The sequence below is a fragment of the Blautia acetigignens genome, from assembly GCF_025566865.1.
Taxonomy (GTDB): domain Bacteria; phylum Bacillota; class Clostridia; order Lachnospirales; family Lachnospiraceae; genus Blautia_A; species Blautia_A acetigignens.
Genome location: NZ_JAOQJM010000001.1, coordinates 177,625 through 203,083 on the forward strand (window position 1 = coordinate 177,625; position 25,459 = coordinate 203,083).

Genomic DNA, 25,459 nt, shown 5'->3' on the forward strand with positions numbered 1-25,459 from the left:
TATTTTAACCAAAAACGAGCAGCAGGGAACTGGATTTACGCTCATCTGCTACTCGTTTGTTATTATTATATTTCCAATTTTTACAAAAGTCAAACAAAATCTTTGCGCTTTATGAAAATCCCTTCCAAATATTGACCCTGTGAGGGTATCGTGGTATCTTATTTTTACAAAACATTTTACCAAAACTTACATGTTTTGCAGGGAGGATTTGATTTGAAAAAGTTAACTCTTATTGTGCCATGTTTCAATGAACAGGAAGCATTGCCTTTTTTCTATAAAGAAGCAATATCTGTATTAAAAAATCTCAATTATGAGTATGAATTATTATTTATCAACGATGGCTCGAAAGACAATACTTTGAATATCCTGAAGGATTTTGCAGACAGGGATGCCTGTGTGAAATATATTTCATTTTCAAGAAATTTTGGAAAAGAAGCCGCTATGTATGCCGGATTTTGTAATGCCACCGGGGATTATGTTGCAATCATGGATGCAGATATGCAGGATCCGCCAGATCTGCTGCCCGAGATGCTGAAGCTGATCGAATCGGGAGAATATGACAGCGTGGCCACAAGGCGTGTCAGCCGTGAGGGCGAGCCGCCAATAAGATCCTGGTTTGCCAGAAGATTCTATTCCCTGATCAATAAGATCTCCGATGCAGACATTGTAGATGGAGCCAGAGATTTCCGTCTTATGCGCCGGGAAATGGTGGATGCGATTGTTGCAATGGGAGAAACCAATCGATTTTCCAAGGGCATCTTCGGATGGATCGGGTTCCGTACATACTGGCTGCCATATGAAAACCGGGAACGGGTAGCCGGAACTACCAAGTGGAATTTCTGGGGCTTATGCAAATATGCAATTGATGGAATTATCAACTTCTCTGAGGCTCCTTTAAGCATCGCTTCCTGGTTCGGTATTATAATGACTGCAATTGCTTTTATTTTTTTGCTCTTTATTGTTGTGAGACGTCTGGTTTACGGAGATCCTGTGGCTGGCTGGGCTTCCACAATCTGCATAATTGTGTTTATTGGCGGAATTCAGCTGTTCTGCATGGGAGTTATGGGACAGTATATTGCCAAAAATTATTCTGAAAGCAAGCACAGGCCCCATTACATCGTATCAGAGACAAATAAGCCTGATGCTGAAAAGATCAAATAAGAATGAAATACGGTTATTTTAAAATGGAGGATGAAATTTTGTCACAAAAGAAAAGTATCTGGAAAAAATTACTGCCCTATTTTATGACGGGAATGCTCACTGGGATAACGCTTATTATTATGCTTTATGCGTTAAAGATTTATCCCTTTGGCGATAAAGCATATCTGTGGGCCGATGCGGATCAGTATTTTGGTATAGAGAGTTACTTTGGAAGTCTCCTTGGAAAAAATGATATTTTTTATTCCTGGGGCAATGTGTTAGGTGGAAATGCATTGGCGGAATTAGCCTATTATTCCTTCAGCCCCTTCAACGTAATCTTTATCCTTTTTCATGACCACATGATATTTGCCGCACATTTTGTTGCTTATATCAAAATCATCGCAAGTGCTCTGGCATTCTGCTACTGTCTGTTAAGCACCTGTGATGAAAAAAATATCCTAATAAAAGCTACCTTATCTACCTGCTACGCTTTTATGGGATATATGGTCTTTTATGGATGGAATACTTCCTGGATGGACGGCGTGATCCTGCTTCCCCTCATGTATGTGGGCATTCGGAAAATCATCCAAAACAAGAATATATTTCTGTATGTTTTTTCACTGGCAGTTGCTGTCATTTCTAATTTTTATATTGGCTTTATGCTGTGCATAGGCTCCTTTATCCTTTATGTGGTACAGCTGTTATTATCTGATGGAAAATTCGCAGACAATATCAAAAAATCTTTTATAAAATATATGTTTGCTTCCCTGGTTGGAGTTGGAATCAGTGCCTTTTTATTGATTCCCACTTATCTTGGCCTGCCATCCGACAGAAGCCTAACGATTTTTGATCTGTTCAAAGATATGAGTTTTAATACAACTCCTGCTGAAATATTGTCAGGATTATTTACCGGACAAAGCAATACGTTGAAAGAGAATGCTCCTTTGATTTATGTCGGCATGTTTGTTCTGATTTTGGATATCCTGTTTTTCATAAATAAGAAAATTTCTTTCAGGAAAAAAGCTGTTTACTCTGCTGTCATCCTGATTTTCTTTATCAGTTTTGAAAACAGTTTTATCAATCAGATCTGGCATGGCCTGAGTAAAAATCATTGTTTTAACTACAGATATTCCTTCCTGCTCAGTTTTGTTCTTTTGCTTATTGCATGGGAAACATGCCAGGTATTAAAAGAAGAATTGCCTCCAAAAGAAGATCTGTTGAAAGCAGTCCTGATTCTGGGAGTGATTCTGGCATTTGTGATTCAGAATGCTTCCGACAAAATAAATATCCTGGGAATCTCTCTGGATATTCTTTTGATCCTGATATTTATAACCGCATTTTCTCTGAAGAATCTGCGGGTAAGAAAAGCCACGGCAGCCATTTTGTCTTGCGGCGTCGTAGTTTCTCTGGCATGCAACGGATATTTTTACCTGAAAGACATCCGCATGCAGTCCTGCAATACCTATGGAACCAATAAGGCAATGATGGAAAACGCCACAGAAACAATCAATGATGATTCCTTCTATCGCATGGATAAAAGCTTTTCCCTTGGACGCTGTGACACCAATTTATTCGATTATAACGGTGTCTCAAACTATGCCTCTACCGAAAATGTGGAAAATTTAAAATTCCTGAAAAAATTAGGTGTCAGACATAAGTGGATGTGGGCAAAATATACCACCAATACCCCGCTTGCAACAGAGGCATTATTAGGTTTCCGATACATTCTGACAAACAGGGAAAATGCAAAGGGATACGAAGCAATTGGAGAAGGGGATGGTATCAAATATTACAGGAACCAATATGCATTGCCTGTATTGTTCCCTGTAAATGATTTCGAAAACTTTGATCTGGATGAACTGAACGATTTCCAGCTGCTGAATCAAATCTGGGCATCCATAAACGGATTGCAAGAGGATATATTTACTCCAAATACCGTTAGCAATACCTCCCACGATGGTGAAAATCAGTTAACTGTCACAGTAGAAAATGCAGGTTCTTTATATTTGCTGATTCCAACCAGATCCTCCTATACTTCTTTTAAAGTAACTGGAGCCAGAAGAGAAAGGGAAATCCGTTATGACGATGCTTCTGAAGTATATTATATTGGAGAATTTGACCGTGGCGAATCTTTAGATATTTCTTTTGCAGCAAAGGACGGAAATTTTGACTTGGACAGTATTTCCTGTTATACAGAAAACAAAGATATCATCTACCAGAATTCACAGCTGGTGAACCAGCAGAATCTTTCAATAGAGGAGAAAAGCAGTTCCCATCTGATAATGTCCTATTCCGGTAAAAGCAGCAATATTGCAACCACAATCCCTTATGACGAAGGATGGACCGTTTATGATAATGGAAAAAAACTGACCATTGAAAAGAACTGGAATAACTTTTTGGCCTTCCAATTAGATGACGCAGACGAGCATAATATAGAACTAGTTTACAGATCAACCGGATTCGGTATTGGAAGTAAGATAACCATTTTCTCTATTGTACTGCTGATCTTATTTGAGATTCTGAATTTGAACACTATAAAAAACAGACTTAGGAAAAAGCGTGCATAATGTCATGAGCATGAAAAAAGCGGTCCAGCATAAAGCTGGCCGCTTTTTCATGCAGAGAAATTACTCTGCAAATATTCTCTCTTTCGCACTCTCCACATCAGAAGCTTCGGTCAGTGCTTGGAAGCTCTGCGGGGTTGTATCTTCATTGAACTGCTTGATTACCTGCATCAGGTCATCGCAGCTGTAAGCGTTTTCGTAGATGCCGGTGGCATAGCCGTACAGTTCGATGTATTCGTCCTCTGTTTTTGCTGTCCAGAGGTTCTGATACAGACGTACAGCCTCACCGTCTTCCTCTACTGCGTCCGGATTTCCGGTGATCGCATTGTAGATCATGGCAAATGCAGGACCTGCCATGGAAGCGTATTTTCCGCGAACATAATCGATTGGCGCATTTCCAAAGGAATCCTTTTCCTGGAACACTTCGAAGTTCTGCTCAGAAAAGCTGTCGATGGCACCAACCATAATGTTGCTGTTCTGCTCTTTTTCTTTCTCCGAAATCTTATCCAGATAAGAAGCTGCATGGAAGGCACTCATAAGGGTATCACAATCTCCTGCTGCAAATGCTGTTTCCAGATTTGCAAGACCAGCTCCATCCATCTCCGTATATCCTGGGCAGATGGTCACATGCAGGTTTCCCTCTTTATCTGAAAGCTGGATCACTTCGTCTGTCATGGAAAGTGCTTCCGCATCTATTGTACGAGCATCCTTTGTAAGCACAAGGCCAGCCTTCTCTTCCAGCGTGTTCAGCATTCCCCAGGTTCTTACCTGATGGAGACGGTTGCCGGAAGCAGCCCCGCCAGACATGATCACAATGTTCCTGGCACCTTTTTCCAAGAAAAACTCTGTCATGTCGCAGCCGGCCTGATAAACGGTTTCCAGATCCGGGCCTACACTTCCCATGTACCACGGGTTGTCCTTGATTGCCTCATAGTTCTCATCGCTTACGGTATTGGAGCCAAGTGCGTAGTAGATTTCCTCTTTCTCGCAGGTTTTGATCACATCCTGAAGCCCGTCTGCATATCCGGCAAAGGAAATGATTCCCTCCGCGCCTTCTGCCTTGGCTTCCATGATAAATGCTTTCTCCGCTTCAGAGTCTGCAACCTTTCCTGAGAAAATAAATTTCACAGGAAAACCTTCCTCAATATAATCCCGGTAATAATCTGCAAACATTTCCATCTCTGCAGAATCCGGATCATACAGGATAACACCGATGGTATGAACATCACCCTCTGCGTAATTTCCGGTATCGGCAAATACAGTGCTCTGCGTTCCAAATAAAAGTGCTGTACTCATCATCAGAGTGAGTATTTTTTTCATCATACTATCTGCCTCCCTCTGCCTGATTTTGCATGCTCTCTACATAGAAGCAGGCTACTTCATGTCCCGGTGCGATTTCCTTAAGCTTCGGCATTTCCTTCTTGCACTTCTCAGTGCAATGCTCGCAGCGGTTCTGGAAGGGACAGCCAACCGGCACATCAAGAGGGCTTGGAGCCTCGCTCTCAATACTCTCAATCTTCTTAGTCGGATCCATATGCACAGAGAACTGTGCGCCAACCAGTGCCTTTGTGTACGGATGTACGGCATGGCTGGAAACGTCCTCTCCAGGAATGGTCTCCACAATATGTCCCAGATACATAACCGCGATCTGGTGTGCAAAGGAACGGATCAGTGCCAGGTCATGACAGATAAAGATCATGCAGATGTTCTTCTCTTTCTGCAGGCGAACCAGAAGCTCGATTACAGATTCCTGTACGGAAACGTCCAGTGCAGAGGTTGCCTCGTCGCAGACCAGAATCTCCGGCTCCAGGGAAAGAGCTCTGGCGATACTGATCCTCTGACGCTGTCCGCCGCTCATGTTGTGCGGATAACGGTCCACAAAATCCTCCGGAAGCTCAACCATGCGAAGAAGCTCTCTTGCCTTCGCGTTTCTTTCGCTTCTTTTGATCTTTTTGTAATTCATCAGAGGCTCTGTGAGGATGTCCCCGATCTTCATCTTCGGATTAAAGGATGCAAGCGGATCCTGGAAAACCATCTGAAGGTTCTGGCGGTTTTCCCAGGTCTCTTTCTTTGAAAGTCCTGTGATGTTTTTGCCATGATAAAGAATCTCGCCGCTGGTGGGCTGATCCAGGGAAATTACCATGCGGACAAAAGTTGACTTTCCGCATCCACTCTCTCCTACGATTCCAAGGGTACGGCCCTTGTACATAGTCAGGTTGATATCATTGCAGGCAGTTAAGGTTCTGCCGTGGGAAGCAGGGAACTGTTTTACAATATGCTTCGCCTGCATGACGATTTCATGATTCTCAGACATATCGTTTTCCCTCCATTTCCGGAACTGCTTCCAAAAGTTTTCTGGTATAATCACTGGTCGGATTGTTCAGAACCTCTTCTCTGGTTCCGTGATCCACTACCTTTCCGTGATGCATCACGATCAGCTGGTCTGCCATATAAGCAGCTACGCCGATATTATGGGTTACGATAATGATTCCGGTTCCGAAATCATCCCGAAGCTCCATCATCTGACGGACGATCTGTGCCTGTGTGGTTACATCCAGGGCACTGGTAGGCTCATCTGCCAGAAGAAGTTCCGGATTAAATGTCATGGCCATCGCGATTCCCACACGCTGACGCATACCGCCGGACAGCTGATAAGGATAGCTGTTCATGATGTTCTCTGCATCCGGGAGACGCATTTTGGTAAGCATGGAAACAGCCTTATCCCATGCTTCCTTCTTGGTCATTGACTGGTGTGTACGAATATATTCTACATATTGGCTGCCGATCTTACGGATCGGATTCAGGGTTCCTCCGCAGTCCTGGAAGATCATGGACATTTTGCTGCCGCGGATCTTTCTCCAGTCGCTTTTGGAATTTTTCAGAAGGGATTCTCCATGGTAGAGAATATCACCGCTGGTGACCCGGCCAGCTCCGGAAAGTGCTCCCAGAACGGCACGGATCACGGTAGTTTTTCCACTTCCACTCTCTCCTACCACGCTGATGATCTCCCCCTTTTTCATGGAAAGGTTGAAATGTTCGATAGTAGGTGCCTGATTCCCATACTGTACAGCCAGATCTTTAATTTCCAGCATATAACAGACTCCTTTATTACTCAGCAATCTTCATGTCAGCAGTTACCCAGTAGTAATCCATTGGATACATTACAAGTCCTTCTACGGTAGATTTGGAAATAAGGAAGGTATTCTCATATCCGAAGAATACAGTTGCTGCATCATCCATGATTGCCTGCTGAATCTTCACGATCAGCTCTTTTCTTGCCTCTGCATCGATAGTAGAAGCCAGTTCATCCAGCCATGCATCTACATCTGCATTGGAATATCCTGCAGTGTTGTTTGCAGATGTGCTGTACCAGTTCTCACGAAGGTAGTTTTCCGGGTCACCGGTGTTTGCAACCAGTACGTTCCAGATCAGAAGGTCATACTGGGAGGAATCACGACGGTCAAGAAGTGTCTCATAGGATACGCAGTCAAGCTTGATGTTGATTCCGATTTCTTTTAAGCTTGCCTGTGCTGCCTGCGCGTATACGCCAAGCTCTGCACGGCTGTCATAGTATACAAAGGTAAGCTCTACTTTATTTCCGTCTGGATCTTCTACATATCCATCACCGTCTACATCCTCATATCCGGCATCTGCAAGAACCTGCTTTGCTCCGTCTGGATCGTAAGCATTCTCATCGTTCAGTTCCTCATATCCATAGTCCAGTGTTGGCGGTACCGGAGCTTTTCCTGGTGTTGCGCCGCCCTCAAGAAGAATGCTGGTGTAGGTCTCTTTGTCAAGTCCGCGAAGAACTGCCTGACGAAGTGCAAGATCCCCAAGTGCTCCGTTCTGGTTCATAAATGCATAGGTAGAACGAAGAGATTCCAGAGACTGAATGTTGTAGTTGTCGTTTCCGTCAAACTCGAAAACGTTCTCTGTCTTTAAGTTGTAAGCAACATCGATCTCGCCGGACTGAAGTGCCATGGAACGTGTTGTCTGGTCTCCGATAATACGAAGAGTTACACTGTCATTGGGAACCTCGCCGTCCCAGTAATACTCGTTTCGTACAACAACTGTATCTCCGGACGGATCAAAGGACTGGAATGCATACGGGCCTGTGCAGACCGGGCCTTCCATTGCGATGTTGGAGTTGTCAATGCTTGTGTCCATGATCAGGAAAAGCGGGTCAGCCAGGCATCCTGCCATATTTGCGTTTGCTCTGTTCAGGTTGAATGTGATGTTCTGTCCGTCAACCTCAATGCTGTCAATGTCAAAGAACTCCGGTACACGGTTTGACATTTCCATAGTACGCTCCAGGGATGCTTTTACAAGCTCTGGTGTCATATCGTTGCCATTTGAGAATTTAACGCCCTCACGAATGGTAAATGTCCATGTTTTTCCATCTTCACTGTTGGTCCACTCTGTTGCAAGACATGGTACCATGTTTCCTTCCTCGTCAAACTTGGTAAGTCCCTGTCCAACACCGTAACGGGAAATTACCCAGCTGAAATACTGCTCTGTTGGTTCCAGTGTATCAGCAAAGCTTGTTACACCGATTGTCATGGTATTTCCATCTGCAAATACGAAAGTAGCCGGGATCATTGCCATTGCCATAAGTCCTGCCAGTGCTGCTGCACATACTTTTTTTGCGATTCTGTTTTTCATATACTTTTTCTCCTTTATCAGTCCTGTCTCGGATCCAGAATATCTCGGATACTGTCACCAAGCATGTTAAAAATGATTACTACGATTACGATGGCGATACCCGGTGCGATCATCAGCCACGGTGCTTTTGCCATATAAGTTCTTCCTTCGTTCAGCATCAGTCCCCACTCCGGTGTCGGTGCTACTGCTCCGAATCCCAGGAAGGAAAGAGATGCAAGTTCCAGCATCATGGTACCCATATCTGCCGCTGCTGTTACTGTCATAGTCGTCAGCATGTTGGGGAGGATATGCTTCCACAAAATTTTGAATGTACTGGTGCCGTTTACCACAGCCGCTTCCACATACAGATTACGTTTTACTTTCAGGACCATACTTCTTGCCAGACGGGCATATTTTGTCCAGCTTACGGCTGTGATGGCGATGACTCCGTTTCTAAGGCTTGGGCCAAGCATACCTGCGATTGCGATTGCCAGGATCATTCCAGGGAAAGAGATCATCATATCTGCGATTCGCATGATCACCTGATCGATCCAGCCGCCGAAGTATCCTGCAATAATTCCAAGCAGTGTACCTACAACAAAAATAGTTGCTACCAGGATCAGGGTGGATACCAGAGAGGTTCTGGTACCATAGATCACACGGGAAAGAATGTCTCGTCCCAGTTTGTCAGCGCCAAGGGGATATTCTGCACATGGGGCTTTCAGAGAATCCACCATCACTGCATCCAGCGGATCCTTTGGTGCGATCCAGGGAGCAAAAACAGCTACGCCTACAACCGCAAGCGCCAGAATAAAGAATACGGTAAACTGTTTATGAGCTAAGAAAAAATTCTGCTTTTTCACTTTACTTAACCTCCTTTATTCTCGGATCCAGATAAGTATAGGAAAGGTCAACGATAATGTTGATCACCATATACATAATCGCGATCATCAGTACATAGGCCTGCACCATCGGATAGTCACGACAGGCGATTGCCTTGATCGCCATGCTTCCCATTCCAGGCCAGTTGTAGATGATCTCAACAACTGCAGTTCCACCAAGCAGGGAGCCAAGGGAAAGACCAAGAAGGGTAACGATTGGGAGCATTGCATTTGGGAGCACATGTCTCCAGAGGATCACGCTTTCCTTGATTCCTCTCATTCTTGCTCCGATAACATAGTCCTGTCTTAATTCCTCCAGCACTGCGTTTCGCACCTGTCTGGTGTATTTCGCAGACATGGAAAGAGCCAGGGTTACGGAGGGCAGGATCATGGTCTTGAAATCGGTAGTACCTCCGGCTACGTTGACCCAGCGAAGCTGTACTCCGAAGATGCTAAGAAGGATCAGACCGATCCAGAAGCTTGGAATGGATACCCCGAAGAAGGTAATTCCGCGGATGAGATAATCCGGCCACTTATTCTGATACACCGCGGAGAGGATTCCGCATGGTATGGAGAATAAGATCATCAAAAGAAGGGCAAACAGTGACATCTGAAGGGTTGGCCAGAAGCATTTCATCAGTTTTTCAGTTACGGGAACTTTAAATGCATAGGATGTTCCCATGTCTCCGGTCAGAACTCCTTTTACCCAGGAGCCGTACTGTACCAGAAACGGTCGGTCAAGGCCCAGTTCATTTCTTGTCTGTTCCAGAAGTTCCGGTGTAGGCAGGTTGCCACACTCTGTCAGCATGATTTCTGCCGGGTCACCAGGAGAAAGATAAGTAAGTCCGAATGTAAAGAAACTTACACCGATCAGAACAATCAGAATCTGCAGAAGCCTTTTTCCAATTTGTTTTTTTGACATTTTCTCTCCTTCCTACATGTTGGAGGTTTTTCGCCGGATCTGATTCAGTTTTCGCAAAAAAAGGCAGGGGGAATGATACGCTTTCGAAAAAAAGCGCAGAAAAAAACAACACCCGCAGAAATTACGGATGTCATTGCACACAAAAAAACCATGCTTCCTATCTACCGTAAGAATCATATCAAATCATTTATAAGCAGGTCTCCTGACTTAAGATCCTCGCTCCAGAACCCCTTCCCAGACTGACAACTGTCCATCCAGTGAGATTATGTTCTGCAGCTCCCTATCACAGTGACGGGATCGTACCGGAATTACACCGATTTCCCTTTTAATCCATGTGCAGACATTTGCACAGGAACTTACAAAGGCTGGTTCAAAACCAACAAATGTTATCTAATTTTCCTTATAAGAATAGCTTATATTGGGAATCTTGTCCAGAAAAATTTTTTCACAGATTGTATTTTTTTGAAAACAAAGGGGAATCAATCGTTCCCCCCAAATTGTCAGTTCAATGCTTCCTCAACGCATTCTTCAATATCGTCAATAATAAATTTCCGCATAAATTCCAGATGTTTTCCAAATAATCTTGCAATAAAGCCTACCAGCAGAGCTGCGATAATGGTACCTTCACGGACACCGTTTAATTTTCCCCAGAAAATAAAGGAAAGAATTCCTGCGATCACGGTCATGGAAGAATCAAATATGATCTTTGTGGTTCCAGATATACGCCAAATCCAAGCACGATGCAGCCTGCCAGAAGGGCAGCCAGCTTCATTGCATAATTTCCGGGATTTACCCAGAAAAACAGATATCTTTTTAACTTATTCATTTCTTTCCCCCTGTAAATTCGCATAGATTTTTCCATATACAGCCAAAAACTGCTGGAATTCTTCGGCAGAAACACCGGACAATGCCTTTTCTTCTATTTTGGCAAAAGCCTGGGTCACCAGCTGCTGTTTCTTCTTTCCCTCTTCTGTCATAAAGATATGGAAGCTGCGTCTGTTGCCGTTTAAAATCCGACGCTCGATCAGCCCTTTCTCTTCCATCTTATTTAAAATAGTGGTAAGAGATCCAGCTTCCAAAAAGCAGGCTTTTGCGATTTCTTTCTGATTGCTGCCGTCATGGTCTTTCAAATAGTCAAGGATCTTGGGCTGCCCGATGGTAAGTCCGGTATCCTTAAGCTGTTCCAGCAAAGCTTTCTGGACAAGCATCTGGTTGGCCATAATCAGGTAGTGTAAGGTATCATCCATGGTTGGTTTCCTTTCTTCCGAATAGTTATAATTCAAATATTTTGAATTATAACTATCTTAGATCAGGATGTCAAGGGAAAACTGACAGCGATAAATTTTTCTTTTTGGGTGGAGCTAGAAAAAAACAACAGGGACAAAGTTTTGGATCTTGTCAGAAAACTCAGTCCCTGTTGGTTCGTTAATGAATTGCTTCATATAATTTCTTTATTTTGTCGGCCAGCTGCTGGAGAGTTTGGGCACGATGGGCGAAGATTCGAAGGACCAGGTCGCCGGTTGTCAGACGGGTAACTCCGCCGTCCGTGTCCGGTTCTTCGTCAAGAAGCTTCCAGATTTTTTCCTGTAATTCCAGATTGATTTCTTTATCTGTGCTGTCCTGTCCAGTATATATTTCTGAAAGAAAAAGATTGGCCATATGAGTGTATCCTTCGTACATTCCAATGCCTTCCATAGGCATTTTTTCCGGTTCGTAGCAGGTATTGTCCTGGTAGATCAGCTTTTCCCCTCTGTAAATCCGCACCCTGGAGGAAAATCTCCGATACTGAAAGCGCTCTTCATGAGCGTTTCTGCCGCAGGAAATCACTTCCAGCAAAAACAGCCGGGAGGTTTTATCCTCCAGACAAATGGTCATAGTGCTGTCAAATGCAGATCCAGAAAAGGGGATCACAGGCTGGGGATAATAGTACAGGATTGCATTTTGCTCCACCTGGATTTCAATGGTACGAAAAGCAGATCCCTCGTCCATTTTATGGATTTTCTCAAAGGACTGGGACAAAACTTCCAGGTTCGCCCCTTCCTTCACATGATAGGAAAATTCCTGGGAATCCCCTGCCATAATTCCCGCAGACGCACAAAGGGGCATGATCTGAATACCGTCGTTTTCTTTCTCAAAGGGCACCATGATCTTGTACGGGGCGGTAAAGGATAAATCTTCCAGAATGGTTTTGCCGTCCCTGACTGCGGCACATGCCTGAATACGGGAAATTTTTCCGAATTTATTATCCATACCTTTACATTCCTTCTAACAGTACGTTCTTTTTGATCCACTCCACTACCTTATCCACATTTTCATCTCCGCGGATGTTGGTGAACTGGAAAGGTCTGTCACCGCGCATTTTTCTGGAGTCTCGTTCCATAACTTCCAGGCTTGCACCAACGTAGGGGGCAAGGTCAATTTTGTTGATCACAAGAAGGTCGGAACGGGTAATTCCAGGGCCGCCTTTTCTCGGAATCTTATCCCCTTCTGCCACGTCGATGACAAAAATGGTAGCATCCACCAGCTCCGGGCTGAAGGTTGCAGATAAGTTGTCTCCGCCGCTTTCTATGAAAAGAAGTTCAATGTCCGGAAAGCGTTCCATCATCTCATCCACTGCCTCAAGGTTCATGGATGCATCCTCACGGATCGCAGTATGGGGACAGCCGCCTGTCTCCACGCCAATGATGCGCTCCACTGGAAGAACGCTGTTTTTGGCAAGGAACTGGGCGTCCTCCTTTGTATAAATATCGTTTGTGATCACACCAATGCTGTAGTCCTTTGCCATCTTTCTTGACAAAGCCTCAATAAGTGCTGTTTTTCCGGAACCAACAGGTCCCGCAACTCCGATTTTTACATATGACATCTCGATTTCCTCTTTTCTTCTTATGACATGTATAGCCTGGAATACAGTTTTTCGTGCTGGATTCCACTGATATCAAAACCTGGTGCGGAAAGACACAAATCTTCTTTGCTTTTATGCATCACATCTTCCAGAATCTCGCCAAATTCCTTATAACAACCGCTTAAAAGCTGCTGTCCCGCGGTCTGGCTTAAGGGGATCGTCTTCACGCAATTAGTTACCATTGCAGAGGTCTGTGCATACAGATAATGGGCCAGAGCCTCCCCAATGGAAATCTCCATCTGGGCACAGAAAACGCCGTAAATGCAGCAGTGATTCACCGCTTTTCCCTTTCTCGCGTCCAGATATTCCCGGAAAATTCCCGTTTCGCTGATGGAAAGTCCCAGCTTTTCTATGGTTTTGGCAAAACGGGAGCCCATCTTTCTTGCAGCCTCTCTTTGCTCCATGGGAATCCTGGAGGCTTCCAGAATTTCTTCCAGTTCCAGAAGCTCTGACAGGTCATTTTCCCTGGCGGCTTCATAGGCAAGTCTGGCTCCCAGAAGTTCTGTATATGCAAGATTCCATTTTATTTTATGGGTAATATATTCTCTCGCCGTGTCTGCATCATGGACAATTCCCCGCTGAATATAGGTTTCCAGTCCCTGGGAATGAGAGTAGCCTCCGATGGGAAACAGGGCGTCATTTACCTGCAAAAGATAAAACTGTTTTTCTGACATAAAGAACCTCCATAACTGCAGTTTTTTTACTTGTTTTAGTGATGATGGTTGTGGATGCTTGCAGAAATCCGCTTGTCAAAATCAAGCTTTCGCACCTCTTTTTCGGCCTTAACACCGTGGATTTTCTGGAGCATCACAAGCATTGGCTCATTATAAATGGTAATAAAAGTATCGTCCTCTCCCCAGAAAAGAGGCGCATGCCGGTTGCCAATCTCATAGCATACCTTGGCTGCCATTTTCTCATGTCCAGGGGTGAAGGACACGCGGATCACTTCGCATGGCGGGGTATTTACGGCAATTATTTTTTTATCATCTGCGTAGATCACATCATCCTGATACAGTCCCCGGGAAAGAATGGAATCATCCATGCGGATGCCAACCTCCGTCCCTTTGTCCGTTGTTTTTTTATGTATTTTCTTAAAAGCTTCGTGCCATTCGATGCCTACATATTCCACTGTTTTTCCTTCTGTATCAAAATCATGAAGCTTTCCCAAAACCTGCTCACAAAGCATTTTTTCTGACCTCCAACTTGCAGTTTTTCTTTTTACCAAATCTGAAGCAGCATCATAACACCGGGGATCCAGGCTGTTACAACGCCCTCAAAGACCTGAAGATATGGAACAAATTTTCCCAGCTTTTTCCCGCAGATATCCTCCACAAACGCAGTTCCCCACAGAATTGCCCACAGATACCAGATTCCTGCCCAGCGGATATCTGCTGTGATTCCAAGTGCAGTACTTCCGGTAAAGCCTTCGATGGTTCCGAAGATCACGGCATTGACTGCCACGAAGGTAGAAAACCATGCAAAAGGAATGGGATCTGCTTTTAAAAACTTGCTTAATGCAACAAAAAGATAGGTAAAGCAGAACAATAATCCGGTTCCTGCTGCGTAATAATTTCCCTGTACCAGGTTCACAAAGTTAATAAAAAGGGAAAGTCCTCCGGTGAAAATATTCATGATGGCAGTGGATTTTCCATCTACATGATATAAGGTACACATACCATTGTTGATCAGTACGATTCCTACAAACAAAAGGCAAACACCTAACATAAAATCTCTCCTCTTCTTAAAACAGGCTGTAAAGCTGAGTCAGCGGAAGCTTCTCGGCTGGTTTGGAAGTGATCTCTTCCCCGTCAACAGTTACCTTATAGGTCTCCGGATCAACTGTTAATTCCGGTGTTCTGTCGTTGAATACCATGTCCTTTTTGCTGATATTTCTGCAGCCCTTTACAGGCACTACAGTCTTTTCCAGACCATATTTTTCTTTTACATTTTCATCCATGGCAGCCTGGGATACAAAGGTCAGGCATGCTTCGTTTTTTGCTTTTCCGTGGGCTGCGAACATTGGCTGATAGCATACCGGCTGGGTAGTCGGAATGGAGGCATTTGCATCTCCCATCTTGGAGGCAATGATCATGCCGCCTTTGATGATCATGTCCGGTTTTGCCCCGAAAAATGCAGGATTCCACAGAACCAGGTCTGCGAATTTTCCGGTTTCCACAGAGCCTACATACTGGGAAATACCGTGGGTGATGGCCGGGTTGATGGTATATTTGGAGATGTAGCGTTTTACACGGAAGTTGTCGTTATCATGGCCTGCATCTTCCGGAAGTGCGCCTCTTTCATCTTTCATTTTGCTTGCAGTCTGCCAGGTACGTGTGACGACCTCGCCTACACGTCCCATTGCCTGAGAGTCGGAGCTCATCATGCTGAAAATTCCCATGTCGTGAAGAACATCCTCTGCAGCAATAGTCTCCGGTCGGATTCGGGAATCAGCAAATGCCACATCTTCCGGAATTCTTTTGTCCAGATGATGGCAAACCATCAGCATGTCCAGATGCTCATCCAGGGTGTTTACAGTGTATGGCATTGTGGGGTTCGTGGAGGATGGAAGCACATTTGGCGCTGCTGCCGCGCGGATGATGTCCGGTGCATGGCCGCCGCCTGCTCCTTCTGTATGATAGGTATGGATGGTTCTTCCGCCGATGGCTGCCAGGGTGTCTTCTACGCATCCGCCCTCATTCAGGGTGTCTGTGTGAATTGCCACCTGCACATCATATTCATCTGCCACATTCAGGCAGTGGTTGATAACTGCCGGTGTTGCGCCCCAGTCCTCATGTATTTTCAGTCCCATTGCCCCGGCTTTTACCTGCTCGATGAGAGGTGCTTCATCGGAGCAGTTGCCTTTGCCAAGGAAGCCAAGGTTCATAGGATACTCTTCTGCTGCTTTTAACATCATTCTCAAGTTCCATGGTCCCGGGGTACAGGTGGTGGCGTTTGTGCCGTCTGCCGGGCCTGTTCCTCCGCCGATCATGGTGGTTACGCCGCTGTACAGCGCACAGTCGATCTGCTGAGGACTGATGAAATGAATGTGGGTGTCAATTCCCCCTGCTGTTACGATCATTCCCTCTCCTGCCAGGGCTTCTGTAGATGCGCCTACTGTCATTCCAGGTGTTACGCCGTCCATAATGTCCGGGTTTCCTGCTTTTCCGATTCCTGCGATTTTGCCGTCTTTGATTCCAATGTCAGCTTTGACGATTCCGGTGGAATCCACGATCAGGGCATTGGTGATCACAAGGTCAAGATCACCGTCCTTGCTGCAGGTTTTTACAGACTGTCCCATGCCGTCACGGATGCTTTTGCCGCCGCCGAATTTTACTTCATCGCCATAGGTGGTATAGTCTTTTTCTACTTCGATCACAAGGCTTGTATCTGCCAGACGTACTTTATCTCCTGTAGTCGGGCCATACATTGCTGCATATTTGCTTCCGGAAATTTTTGTACTCATTGTTGTCCCTCCTTACAGAAATCCTTTTAATTTTGCATTTTCCACAGATGCTGCTTTGGTGTCCTCTGTTGCCTGGGCGCGGGTGAGATCATTTAAGCCGAATACTCTTTTTCTGCCGCCCATTTCGGTAAGCTGGACTTCTTTTTCTTCTCCCGGCTCAAATCTTACAGAGGTGCCGGAAGGGATGTCCAGATGGTATCCGTAGGCTTTTTCCCGGTCAAAAGAAAGGCATTTGTTTACTTCAAAGAAATGAAAATGGGAACCAACCTGAACCGGTCTGTCGCCTTTGTTTGCCACTGTTACTGTCACTGTTTTTTTGCCTTCGTTAAGTGTAATCTCACGATTCCCAGCCATAATTTCACCGATTTTCATGCTGATCTTCCTCCTTACTGAATTGGGTTGTGTACGGTTACAAGCTTGGTTCCGTCTGGAAAGGTAGCTTCTACCTGGACTTCACCGATCATATCAGCTACGCCGTCCATTACATCGTCTTTTGTAAGAATTTTGGTTCCAAGCTGCATCAGCTCTACCACTGTTTTTCCATCTCTTGCAAGCTCCAGAAGCTCAGAACTGATATACGCAAGCGCCTCCACATAATTCAGCTTCAGACCTCTGTTCTTTCTCTCTTTGGCAAGATTTCCTGCCATATGAAGCATTAATTTTTCCTGTTCCTTTGGATTCAGTCTCATGATGTTCCTCCTCTCAATCTGTGTGGAAAATTCTGATATACAGATTTTCGCAGCAAAAAAAGAGCAGACAATGGGATTTTTCAGACCCCTTTGTCTGCTCTTTGCACGAAAATTTATATGCGGTATTATAGCGTGAGATTGTTTTATGGTCAAGATGTTTTTTGTGAAATTTTTATGCGGCATTAAATGCCATAAACTGCTTCCAGCAATCTGAGACCTGTTTTGGTTTTAAAAAGCTTCCGCTTCGTGTTGCTGATATTGCCCTCTGAATAGCCAGATTCATCTGCATTTACCAGGTAGTCTGCTTCCAGAAGGATCTGGTAGTCAATGCCGTCAATACCGGTTAAGGTGTGATGATGTCCCACCAGAAAAACAACCCGTTTCTTGATTTCTTCCGGCAGATCTGTGTCTTTTAGAAACTCTTCCGCTAACAGAATGCCTTCTTTTTCCTGGTATTTCCCATTGGTGTTTCCGTATTTTTCCCTGCAAAGAGGGCAGGCAATGTCATGGACGATTGCTGCAGTTTCAACGGTAATCAAATCCTTCTCAGAAACATTTTCACTTTCCGCGATGGTTTTGGCGTAGGTGTATACTTTCATAAAATGATTGATGTCATGTCTGTTTCCATTGGAAAACTGAATCATTTTTACCATAATATCAGATGTATTTGTACTCATAGCTGGCCTCCTTGTATTCTCTTCAGGTATTATAACACAGATCCGGTATCCATCAATGGTAAAACTTCCCCAGACACAGTCTATGTCGCCGCTTTCCACCAGTTACTTTTTCTCTTCCCAGTTGATGTAGGAAAAAACAGGCTCATAGCCCATGCACCCGAAAACAGCAGTGCTTATAAAAAATATTTGCTCTATTATAACTTACTGCTGAATTTCATGTCAATTTCATATTATTGATAAAGTTAAAATTTTTTCCGGCAGGAAGCAACAATCTTTTTCTTTGCAAATAAAAATCTTTTTTGCAAAAACATATTGAAAATTATTTTCAACTGTGATACCCTGTGTTCTAGTGTGTTTCCACACAATACGAATGGCCGTCACTGCCGTACATTTCTGGCACGGTGTATTCGTAAACTCAGGAGAGTCTCTTCAAAAAATAAATGGAAGAGCGCCGAAGGTGTACGCAGCATGTATCATGCTGTTAATCTCTCAGGCAAAAGGATGGAGGAAAGAGAACATGTTTACACAAATCAACAACTTTATCACCTGGTTTGACGGAGTCGTTTGGGGACTTCCGCTTATCATTCTGATCCTGATCACAGGATTCCTTTTAACCGTTCGGTTAGGCTTTTTACAGGTAAGACATCTTGGAAAAGCACTGAAATTCATGGTACGAAATGAAGAAGGCGGGGAAGGTGAGGTTACAAGCTTTGGTGCTCTTTGCACAGCTTTGTCAGCTACCATCGGAACCGGAAATATTGTAGGTGTTGCTACTGCTATCGCAGCCGGCGGACCGGGAGCCTTATTCTGGATGATCGTTGCTGCATTCTTCGGAATGGCAACCAAATACGCAGAAGGTCTTCTCGCAATCAAATACCGTACCATTGATAAGGAAGGCCATGTACTTGGCGGACCTTTCTACTACATTGAAAACGGTATGGGAAAGCAGTGGAGATGGCTTGCAAAGATCTTCGCATTTTTCGGAGCAGGAGTTGGTCTTTTCGGAATCGGTACTTTTACACAGGTAAACGGTATTGCTTCTGCAGTGAAGAACTTCTTTGATCCGGATACCGTTCACACCGTTTCCCTTTTCGGAAATACATATTCCTGGGCAACTGTTATCGCCTGCCTGATTCTTACTTTATGTGTAGGACTTGTAGTTCTTGGCGGTATCCAGCGTATTGCTAAGGTATCCCAGATTGTTGTACCGTTTATGGCAGTTCTGTACGTAGTACTTGCGCTGATCATTGTCATCACAAATATTACGGCTGTTCCGGCAGCAATCGTTACTATCGTAAAAACAGCATTTAACGGAAGTGCCCTTGCAGGCGGCGCCATGGGAACCATGGTTATTGCAATGCAAAAAGGTATTGCCCGCGGTATTTTCTCCAATGAATCCGGTCTTGGAAGTGCTCCTATTGCTGCAGCAGCAGCTCAGACAAAGGAACCTGTTCGTCAGGGTCTCGTTTCCATGACAGGTACTTTCATTGATACCATCGTAATCTGTACCATGACAGGTCTTTCCATCGTTATTACAGGAACCTGGAACACAGGACTTGAAGGCGTCGCTATTACCACGGCAGCATTCCAGAAAGGACTTCCTTTCCCACCACAATTTGCTTCCTTTGCACTTATGCTGTGCCTGGTTTTCTTCGCATTTACAACCATCCTCGGATGGGATTACTATGGTGAACGCTGTCTTGAGTATCTGTTTGATCGTAACATGACAGCTGTAAAAACCTACCGTTGGTTATATATTATCTGCGTATTTATCGGACCTTACATGACAGTTGCTGCTGTATGGAATATTGCAGATATCTTCAATGCCCTGATGGCTTTCCCGAACCTGATCGCACTGCTTGCTTTAAGCGGCGTAGTGGTAAAGGAAACAAAGGATTTCTTTAAAAGACATAAAAATTACCAGTTTTAAAATAAAAAAAGCTCCTGCCAGCTGATGCTTTTAGCCACTGGCGGGAGTTTTTTTTACAACGAATTCGGATTAAACAAATCGCTTATGCTGTCTCCGTTTCTGTGAATTCCATCTACGGAAAATTCAGCCCATTCACCAATATTCGTAGCGTGATCTCCGATTCTTTCGTAATATTTTGAAATCATAAGAAGATCAAGGATTTCATCACCGGAATACCCCATACGATTCATATCCAAAGCTTTTCTTATCTGATTAAAAAGATTATCCAGCAGATCATCACTGTCGATTACCTTTTTAGCCAAATCACTTTTCTCTTCTACGTAAGCTGTGACACTGTCATTTACCATATGCATTGCATGCTCAGCCATTTCCTGAAGAGGAATCGCAGTAACCGGAACATGTACACTTCCTGTAAGCATAATTTCTGCAATATCTGTAGCCTGATCTCCGATTCTTTCCATATCTGTAACCATCTTAAGGGCTGCTGAAATCTTTCTCAGATCCGTTCCTACCGGCTGCTGTTTCAAAAGCAGCTGCATACAAAGTGCTTCAATATTATGCTCTTTATCATCAATTTCTTTCTCAATTTTTGCAATTTCCTTTGATGCTGTTTCCCGAATTTCCACACTTGCCAGAAGCTGACAGGTTTTCATAATTGCCTGTCCGCACAGATTTCCCATTTCCATGATTTCATCTGAAAGTCTGGCAAGCTTTGCATTATAAAGATCTCTCATATCAACCGAACCTCCCTGTGATATACTCTTCTGTTTTCTTATTCTGTGGTCTTGAAAACAGCTCCGTAGTATCGTTATATTCAATGATCTCACCTAGCAGGAAAAAGGCTGTTTTATCTGAAATACGAGCTGCCTGCTGCATATTATGAGTCACGATCACAATGGTGTAACGGTCCTTTAATTCCAATGCCAGATCCTCAATATGAGATGTAGAAATCGGATCCAAAGCAGAGGTAGGCTCGTCCATAAGAAGAACCTCCGGCTCTACTGCAAGAGCTCTTGCAATGCAAAGTCTTTGCTGCTGTCCACCTGACATTCCAAGCGCACTTTTCTTCAGGCGATCTTTTACTTCATCCCAGATAGATGCATTTCGAAGTGCTCTTTCCACAATATCATCCAGCTTTTCTTTGGAATGAATGCCATGTGTACGAGGTCCATATGCAATATTATCATAAATACTCATAGGGAACGGATTTGGTTTTTGGAATACCATTCCTACACGTTTTCTGAGAAGATTTACATCGATATTCCCATAAATATCTTCACCGTCCAACCGTATATCACCTGTAATCTTACAGCCCTCAACCAGATCGTTCATACGGTTTAATGACTTTAACAAAGTGGATTTTCCACATCCGCTTGGACCGATAAATGCTGTAATTTTCTTTTCCGGAATATCCAGATTAATATTCTTTAAAGCATGGAACTGTCCATAGTACAAATCCATGTTTTCCACATTAATTTTACCCATATTCTCCTTTGAAAAGCATCTCGGCTGCTTTTCTCTGCCTTTCATCATAATTACAAAGTATTATGGCAAGCGGATATAATCCGCTTTGCTGCTTATTGCTTTTCGCAACCGTCTTAGGGGACTTACTTGATTCGGTTAAATCACTGACCGTTTGCAGCTTTGCCAAGTCTTTTTGCACAAAATCCGGAAATCCAGTTCAGTACCAGTACAAAAACCAGAAGGATAACTGCAGTTGCATAAGCCTGATCCATATAAAGACCCTCACTGGAAAGTACATACATATGCACTGCAAGAGTTCGGCCTGAACCCATAAGACTGGATGGAACCTTTGCAACTGCACCAGCTGTGTAAATAAGTGCTGCTGTCTCACCTACAATACGGCCTGTTGCAAGGACCACTCCGGAAAGGATTCCTGGTATGGCACTTGGAAGTATTACCTTAAAAACAGTACGAAGCTTTCCTGCACCAAGTCCAAAGGAGGCTTCTCTGTATGCATCCGGAACACCAAGAAGTGCCTCTTCTGTAGTACGGATGATCAAAGGAAGAATCATAATTACCAAAGTCATAGCTCCTGATAATAAAGAGTATCCCCAGTGAAGTGCCGTACTGAAAAATAAAAGTCCAAACAAGCCAAAAATGATAGATGGAATTCCCTGCAATGTCTCTGTTGTTATACGAATTATTTTTACAAGCTTGCTTCCTTTTTTTGCATATTCCACCAGATATATTGCTGCAAAAATACCAAACGGCACTGCGATCAAAAGTGATAGTAGTGTGATAATCAGCGTGTTAATAAGTGCCGGCATCAGGGATGCATTTTCTGAATTATATTCCAGTGCAAACAGCTCCGGTTTCAGATTTCCTACACCTTTTATCAGAATAAATCCTACCAGGAATGCCATAACTGCCACCGTGATCACAGCTGACAACCACACCAGAAGTCGAAGCACTGCTGAGCCCGGATGATTCTTCCAGTAAGAAGATCTGCTTTTACTCATCTTCTGTCCTCCTTTTCAGGGCTGATACGCATAGGTTGATGATCAGGATAAATACGAACAATACTACACCTGTTGCAATCAGCGCTTCTCTATGAAGGTCAGTCGCATAGCCCATTTCAATCACAATATTTGCGGTCATGGTACGAAGTCCTTTACACAGTCCCTGAGGCATCCAGGTCTGGTTTCCGGCTACCATAATGACCGCCATTGTCTCACCGATAGCACGACCGATTCCAAGTACAACACCTGCTAATACGCCGGATTTCGCTGCCGGAAATACAGTTCCAAACACGCTTTTTTCATGAGTTGCCCCAAGTGCCAGTGCTCCTTCATAGTAGCTTGTCGGAACGCTTTTCAAAGCCGGCTCCGCAACTCCTGTAACTGTTGGGAGTATCATAATTCCAAGAAGCACGGAAGCAGTAAGCATTGTGCTTCCATCATGACCTGTAAGCTGACGCAGCAGCGGTACAAATACAGTCAGACCAAAAAATCCATATACAACTGAAGGGATTCCGGCAAGAAGATTTACCATTGCTTTTAATGGAGAATACAACTGCTTTGGACAATAAAATGCAAGGAAAATTGCAAGCAGAAGAGCTGTTGGAACACCGACCACAATGGCTCCTGCTGTTACGTAGATACTTCCAAGGATAAATGGGAAAATTCCGTAAAGTCCGTTAGATGGTTTCCACTTCATTCCAAACAAGAAATCTGGCAGACCGATTTTCGCCATTGCCGGAATTCCGTTTGCGAATAAGAAGATACAGATTAATGCAACGGCCAGCACAGAAGTGCAGGCCGCTACAAGGAACACGATTTTCATTACCTTTTCATTAATTGATTTCATAAAGTCCGTTCCTTTATTTGGGAAGTTTTTCCAGTTTGCAAGTTCAGATTATTATTTTGCAAGATCTTCCCATGTAGTGATGTTACCTGTGTAGATATCCTTTACCTGATCGCTTGTAAGCTCAGCTACACCACTGTCATTGTTTACAATTACTGCAATACCATCCTTTGCAATTACAGTTGCAGTAAGACCAGCCTCAGTTTCGCTGTCTTTTAAGTCACGTGATGCCATACCGATATCGCAGAGTCCGTCAATTGCAGATGTCATACCAGTTGTAGAATCACTCTGCTGAACCTCGATGTCTACTTTATCATTTACTTCTTTATAGCTTTCAGCAAGCTTCTCCATTACCGGAGTTACAGAAGAAGATCCGGCTACTACAACTTTTCCTTCTACATCTGCAGCTTCATATTCCGGTTTGTCTCCAACGGAAATGTATCCGTTTTCTTCAATTACAGCCTGTCCGTCAGCACTCATAATATAATTGATAAAATCCTGTGCTGCTTCGCTTACATCATCCTTTGTTGCAATATTAAAAGGACGAACTACTTTATAATCACCAGACTCAATATTCTCTGCTGTTGCTTCTGCTCCGTCAATTTTTACAGCTGTAACAGTATCATTCAGAGAGCCAAGTGAAACATATCCGATTGCATTCTCATCCTGAGCTACTGTGCTTAACATAACAGAAGTACTGTTTGTGATTTTAGCTGCCTCTGTAGTGTTGTCTACTTTATTTCCATCTGCATCTTTTTCTTCAATTCCAAACAGTTCAATGAATGCACCTCTTGTACCGGAACCATCCTCTCTGGAACAGATTGTAATATCTCCGGAAGCTGCTGCCATTGCTGTTGTACCCATTGTTGCTACTCCTAATAATGCCGCCATCGCTACTGCTAAACCTTTTTTCATGATTATTTTCTCCTTTTCTTCGCGGTCCTTGTTTTTTTCTCTCTCTCGCGATTACAGTCTGTATATTACCGTCCATATGTAAAATACACTATCCCGGAAAAGTAAAAAAAATGTAAAAAAACAGACCTGTTTCAGATCTGTTTTTTACATTTGTCTTTTCCTTTAGAGAACAGAAAATTTGCCTAATATAAGATTTTCATGTATAATAAAAACATGTATGTGTATAGCCTGTTTTATTATATTTAGAAATAATTTTTCATACAGGCTTCAAACTTCCGGAACAAGAATGGAGATTACTATGACTGAAGAACAAACTAAAATGACATGGCTGGATACACCAGATCCACAGAAATTTATTAATAATGCTGCCAAGTTTAATGACCTGATGATGATGTACCGCTGCGCAATTCGTGAGGTGCAGACCAAGCTTGAAGTACTGGATGACGAATTTTCTGTTGAATATAAGAGAAATCCTATTTCTTTTATTAAGACAAGAATCAAGAAGCCAGAAAGTATTTACCGTAAGCTTCAAAAGCTGGGATATGATTTCACGGCGGAGAATATTCAGGAGTATCTGAATGATGTTGCAGGAGTGCGGGTAGTCTGTGCATTTATTGACGATATTTATACTGTTGCAAACCTGATTGCAGGACAGGATGATATTAAAGTCCTCAAGGTCAAGGACTACATTAAAAATCCTAAGTCCAATGGCTACCGCAGCTATCATATGATTGTAGAGATTCCGGTATTTTTCTCAAAAGGTAAAACACCTATGCGGGTAGAGCTTCAGATTCGTACCAATGGAATGGATTTCTGGGCTACTCTTGAACACCAGCTTCGCTATAAGAAGGGAATTGAGGATCTTCCGGGCTATGATGAGATCAGCGCTGAGCTTCTCCGCTCTGCCCAGGCTGTAATCGAAACGGATAATGAAATGCAGCGAATTAAGGATAAGATTGGGATGTTTCATGATATTTGAGACAGGCTCGATCTGCATAATTTTACGGCAGACAAGATTAATTGTCTGCCGCTATTTTTTAGAAATATAACCTTTTTCTCTGATAAGATTTCTTTTATTTCAGCCACACGAATACGCAAAACAAAATAAACAAAAATGCAGCACCGCCAAAGATCAGCCCCACAGTAAGCGACGCCTTCAATGAAAGCCATATCATTCCTCTTCGCTCTTCCTTCGTCATCGGAGGATTTTCAAAGGCTGCCAGATTATCGGGCACTTCATTTTCCATTCCTGGCTCTGGCACTTTTACATCAAATTCTTTTCTGCTCTTAGATGGATCTCCCGGAAGGATCTGCCACGGTCTTCTGGAATTCCAGGGCATACCATCCACATCCATATTGGCAACTGTGTAATCCGGTAATTCTTCTTTTTTCTTCTTTCCCATGATAG

Annotated in this window: 28 protein-coding genes and 2 riboswitches; of the genes, 4 read left to right on the top strand and 24 right to left on the bottom strand. The window is 43.7% G+C overall.

Going from position 1 to position 25,459, the window contains the following annotated elements:
• The first annotated feature begins 213 nt into the window (after positions 1 to 213).
• Both OCV70_RS00805 and OCV70_RS00810 read left to right on the top strand, forming a co-directional pair.
• Complete coding sequence (locus tag OCV70_RS00805) at positions 214 to 1,161, top strand: glycosyltransferase family 2 protein (protein WP_173768449.1); 948 nt, start codon at positions 214 to 216, stop codon at positions 1,159 to 1,161.
• Positions 1,162 to 1,199: 38 nt separating this feature from the next.
• Positions 1,200 to 3,707 (top strand): YfhO family protein, encoded by a 2,508-nt coding sequence (locus tag OCV70_RS00810; RefSeq protein WP_173768451.1) that lies wholly within the window; start codon positions 1,200 to 1,202, stop codon positions 3,705 to 3,707.
• 60 nt (positions 3,708 to 3,767) lie between these two features.
• Here the strand turns inward: OCV70_RS00810 and OCV70_RS00815 are convergent, their stop codons facing one another.
• The 18 genes from OCV70_RS00815 to OCV70_RS00900 all read right to left on the bottom strand — a co-directional run bounded on the left by OCV70_RS00815 (position 3,768) and on the right by OCV70_RS00900 (position 17,879).
• Positions 3,768 to 5,027: a type 1 periplasmic-binding domain-containing protein gene (locus tag OCV70_RS00815; RefSeq protein WP_173768453.1), complete on the bottom strand. Its 1,260-nt coding sequence runs from the start codon at positions 5,025 to 5,027 to the stop codon at positions 3,768 to 3,770.
• Between the two features lies 1 nt (position 5,028).
• Complete coding sequence (locus tag OCV70_RS00820; protein ID WP_173768454.1) at positions 5,029 to 6,018, bottom strand: oligopeptide/dipeptide ABC transporter ATP-binding protein; 990 nt, start codon at positions 6,016 to 6,018, stop codon at positions 5,029 to 5,031.
• A complete protein-coding gene (locus OCV70_RS00825; protein ID WP_173768457.1) occupies positions 6,011 to 6,796 on the bottom strand; it encodes an ABC transporter ATP-binding protein in 786 nt (261 codons plus the stop codon). The genes OCV70_RS00820 and OCV70_RS00825 overlap by 8 nt, the downstream gene beginning before the upstream one ends.
• 16 nt (positions 6,797 to 6,812) lie before the next feature.
• A complete protein-coding gene (locus tag OCV70_RS00830; protein ID WP_021925788.1) occupies positions 6,813 to 8,366 on the bottom strand; it encodes an ABC transporter substrate-binding protein in 1,554 nt (517 codons plus the stop codon).
• A gap of 17 nt (positions 8,367 to 8,383) precedes the next feature.
• On the bottom strand, positions 8,384 to 9,208 hold the full coding sequence (gene nikC, locus OCV70_RS00835; RefSeq protein ID WP_021925789.1) for a nickel transporter permease: 825 nt from the start codon (positions 9,206 to 9,208) through the stop codon (positions 8,384 to 8,386).
• Between the two features lies 1 nt (position 9,209).
• A complete protein-coding gene (nikB, locus tag OCV70_RS00840) occupies positions 9,210 to 10,148 on the bottom strand; it encodes a nickel ABC transporter permease (RefSeq protein WP_173768459.1) in 939 nt (312 codons plus the stop codon).
• A 175-nt stretch (positions 10,149 to 10,323) separates the two neighbouring features.
• A riboswitch (cobalamin riboswitch) is annotated at positions 10,324 to 10,523 on the bottom strand.
• Positions 10,524 to 10,648: 125 nt separating this feature from the next.
• Positions 10,649 to 10,834 (bottom strand): DUF6198 family protein, encoded by a 186-nt coding sequence (locus OCV70_RS00845; RefSeq protein WP_243280715.1) that lies wholly within the window; start codon positions 10,832 to 10,834, stop codon positions 10,649 to 10,651.
• Positions 10,831 to 10,974 carry a hypothetical protein gene (locus OCV70_RS00850; protein WP_243000163.1) on the bottom strand — a complete coding sequence of 48 codons (144 nt, stop codon included), beginning with the start codon at positions 10,972 to 10,974 and terminating at the stop codon, positions 10,831 to 10,833. Before OCV70_RS00850 ends, OCV70_RS00845 begins: the two co-directional genes overlap by 4 nt.
• Entirely contained in the window at positions 10,967 to 11,395 is a 429-nt protein-coding gene (locus tag OCV70_RS00855) for a MarR family winged helix-turn-helix transcriptional regulator (RefSeq protein WP_021925793.1), read from the bottom strand. The genes OCV70_RS00850 and OCV70_RS00855 overlap by 8 nt, the downstream gene beginning before the upstream one ends.
• Before the next feature lie 178 nt (positions 11,396 to 11,573).
• Positions 11,574 to 12,398 (bottom strand): urease accessory protein UreD, encoded by an 825-nt coding sequence (locus tag OCV70_RS00860; RefSeq protein WP_173767305.1) that lies wholly within the window; start codon positions 12,396 to 12,398, stop codon positions 11,574 to 11,576.
• A gap of 4 nt (positions 12,399 to 12,402) precedes the next feature.
• The gene (ureG, locus tag OCV70_RS00865) at positions 12,403 to 13,011 is read right to left on the bottom strand and encodes an urease accessory protein UreG (RefSeq protein WP_021925795.1); all 609 of its coding nucleotides are present in this window, start codon (positions 13,009 to 13,011) and stop codon (positions 12,403 to 12,405) included.
• Positions 13,012 to 13,031: 20 nt separating this feature from the next.
• Positions 13,032 to 13,724, bottom strand: coding sequence for an urease accessory protein UreF (locus tag OCV70_RS00870; RefSeq protein WP_262578995.1), 693 nt, complete (start codon positions 13,722 to 13,724; stop codon positions 13,032 to 13,034).
• A gap of 35 nt (positions 13,725 to 13,759) precedes the next feature.
• Entirely contained in the window at positions 13,760 to 14,236 is a 477-nt protein-coding gene (locus tag OCV70_RS00875; protein ID WP_021925797.1) for an urease accessory protein UreE, read from the bottom strand.
• A gap of 32 nt (positions 14,237 to 14,268) precedes the next feature.
• Positions 14,269 to 14,775, bottom strand: a complete 507-nt coding sequence (locus OCV70_RS00880; RefSeq protein WP_173767303.1) for an AmiS/UreI family transporter — start codon at positions 14,773 to 14,775, stop codon at positions 14,269 to 14,271.
• A 16-nt stretch (positions 14,776 to 14,791) separates the two neighbouring features.
• The gene (gene ureB, locus OCV70_RS00885) at positions 14,792 to 16,513 is read right to left on the bottom strand and encodes an urease subunit beta (RefSeq protein ID WP_173767301.1); all 1,722 of its coding nucleotides are present in this window, start codon (positions 16,511 to 16,513) and stop codon (positions 14,792 to 14,794) included.
• A 12-nt stretch (positions 16,514 to 16,525) separates the two neighbouring features.
• Complete coding sequence (ureB, locus tag OCV70_RS00890; RefSeq protein WP_021925800.1) at positions 16,526 to 16,885, bottom strand: urease subunit beta; 360 nt, start codon at positions 16,883 to 16,885, stop codon at positions 16,526 to 16,528.
• Positions 16,886 to 16,899: 14 nt separating this feature from the next.
• Complete coding sequence (ureA, locus tag OCV70_RS00895; RefSeq protein ID WP_173767299.1) at positions 16,900 to 17,202, bottom strand: urease subunit gamma; 303 nt, start codon at positions 17,200 to 17,202, stop codon at positions 16,900 to 16,902.
• 182 nt (positions 17,203 to 17,384) lie between these two features.
• Positions 17,385 to 17,879 (bottom strand): HD domain-containing protein, encoded by a 495-nt coding sequence (locus tag OCV70_RS00900; RefSeq protein WP_021925802.1) that lies wholly within the window; start codon positions 17,877 to 17,879, stop codon positions 17,385 to 17,387.
• A 406-nt stretch (positions 17,880 to 18,285) separates the two neighbouring features.
• Positions 18,286 to 18,394: riboswitch (glycine riboswitch) on the top strand.
• Positions 18,395 to 18,396: 2 nt separating this feature from the next.
• Here OCV70_RS00900 and OCV70_RS00905 point away from each other — a divergent pair.
• Positions 18,397 to 19,809, top strand: a complete 1,413-nt coding sequence (locus tag OCV70_RS00905; protein ID WP_021925803.1) for an alanine/glycine:cation symporter family protein — start codon at positions 18,397 to 18,399, stop codon at positions 19,807 to 19,809.
• A 53-nt stretch (positions 19,810 to 19,862) separates the two neighbouring features.
• Here the strand turns inward: OCV70_RS00905 and phoU are convergent, their stop codons facing one another.
• From phoU to OCV70_RS00930, 5 genes are all read right to left on the bottom strand, one after another.
• A complete protein-coding gene (gene phoU / locus OCV70_RS00910) occupies positions 19,863 to 20,543 on the bottom strand; it encodes a phosphate signaling complex protein PhoU (protein ID WP_173767297.1) in 681 nt (226 codons plus the stop codon).
• 1 nt (position 20,544) lies between these two features.
• Positions 20,545 to 21,294 (bottom strand): phosphate ABC transporter ATP-binding protein PstB, encoded by a 750-nt coding sequence (gene pstB / locus OCV70_RS00915; protein ID WP_021925805.1) that lies wholly within the window; start codon positions 21,292 to 21,294, stop codon positions 20,545 to 20,547.
• A gap of 140 nt (positions 21,295 to 21,434) precedes the next feature.
• Entirely contained in the window at positions 21,435 to 22,292 is an 858-nt protein-coding gene (gene pstA / locus OCV70_RS00920) for a phosphate ABC transporter permease PstA (protein WP_173767293.1), read from the bottom strand.
• Positions 22,285 to 23,139, bottom strand: a complete 855-nt coding sequence (pstC, locus tag OCV70_RS00925; RefSeq protein ID WP_173767291.1) for a phosphate ABC transporter permease subunit PstC — start codon at positions 23,137 to 23,139, stop codon at positions 22,285 to 22,287. The genes pstA and pstC overlap by 8 nt, the downstream gene beginning before the upstream one ends.
• Before the next feature lie 51 nt (positions 23,140 to 23,190).
• On the bottom strand, positions 23,191 to 24,051 hold the full coding sequence (locus tag OCV70_RS00930; protein WP_173767289.1) for a substrate-binding domain-containing protein: 861 nt from the start codon (positions 24,049 to 24,051) through the stop codon (positions 23,191 to 23,193).
• Positions 24,052 to 24,349: 298 nt separating this feature from the next.
• Here OCV70_RS00930 and OCV70_RS00935 point away from each other — a divergent pair, with 298 nt between their 5' ends.
• Positions 24,350 to 25,030: a GTP pyrophosphokinase gene (locus tag OCV70_RS00935; protein ID WP_021925809.1), complete on the top strand. Its 681-nt coding sequence runs from the start codon at positions 24,350 to 24,352 to the stop codon at positions 25,028 to 25,030.
• A 94-nt stretch (positions 25,031 to 25,124) separates the two neighbouring features.
• Here OCV70_RS00935 and OCV70_RS00940 read toward each other — a convergent pair.
• The coding region (locus OCV70_RS00940) for a hypothetical protein (RefSeq protein WP_262578998.1) at positions 25,125 to 25,459 on the bottom strand (335 nt) is incomplete at its 5' end.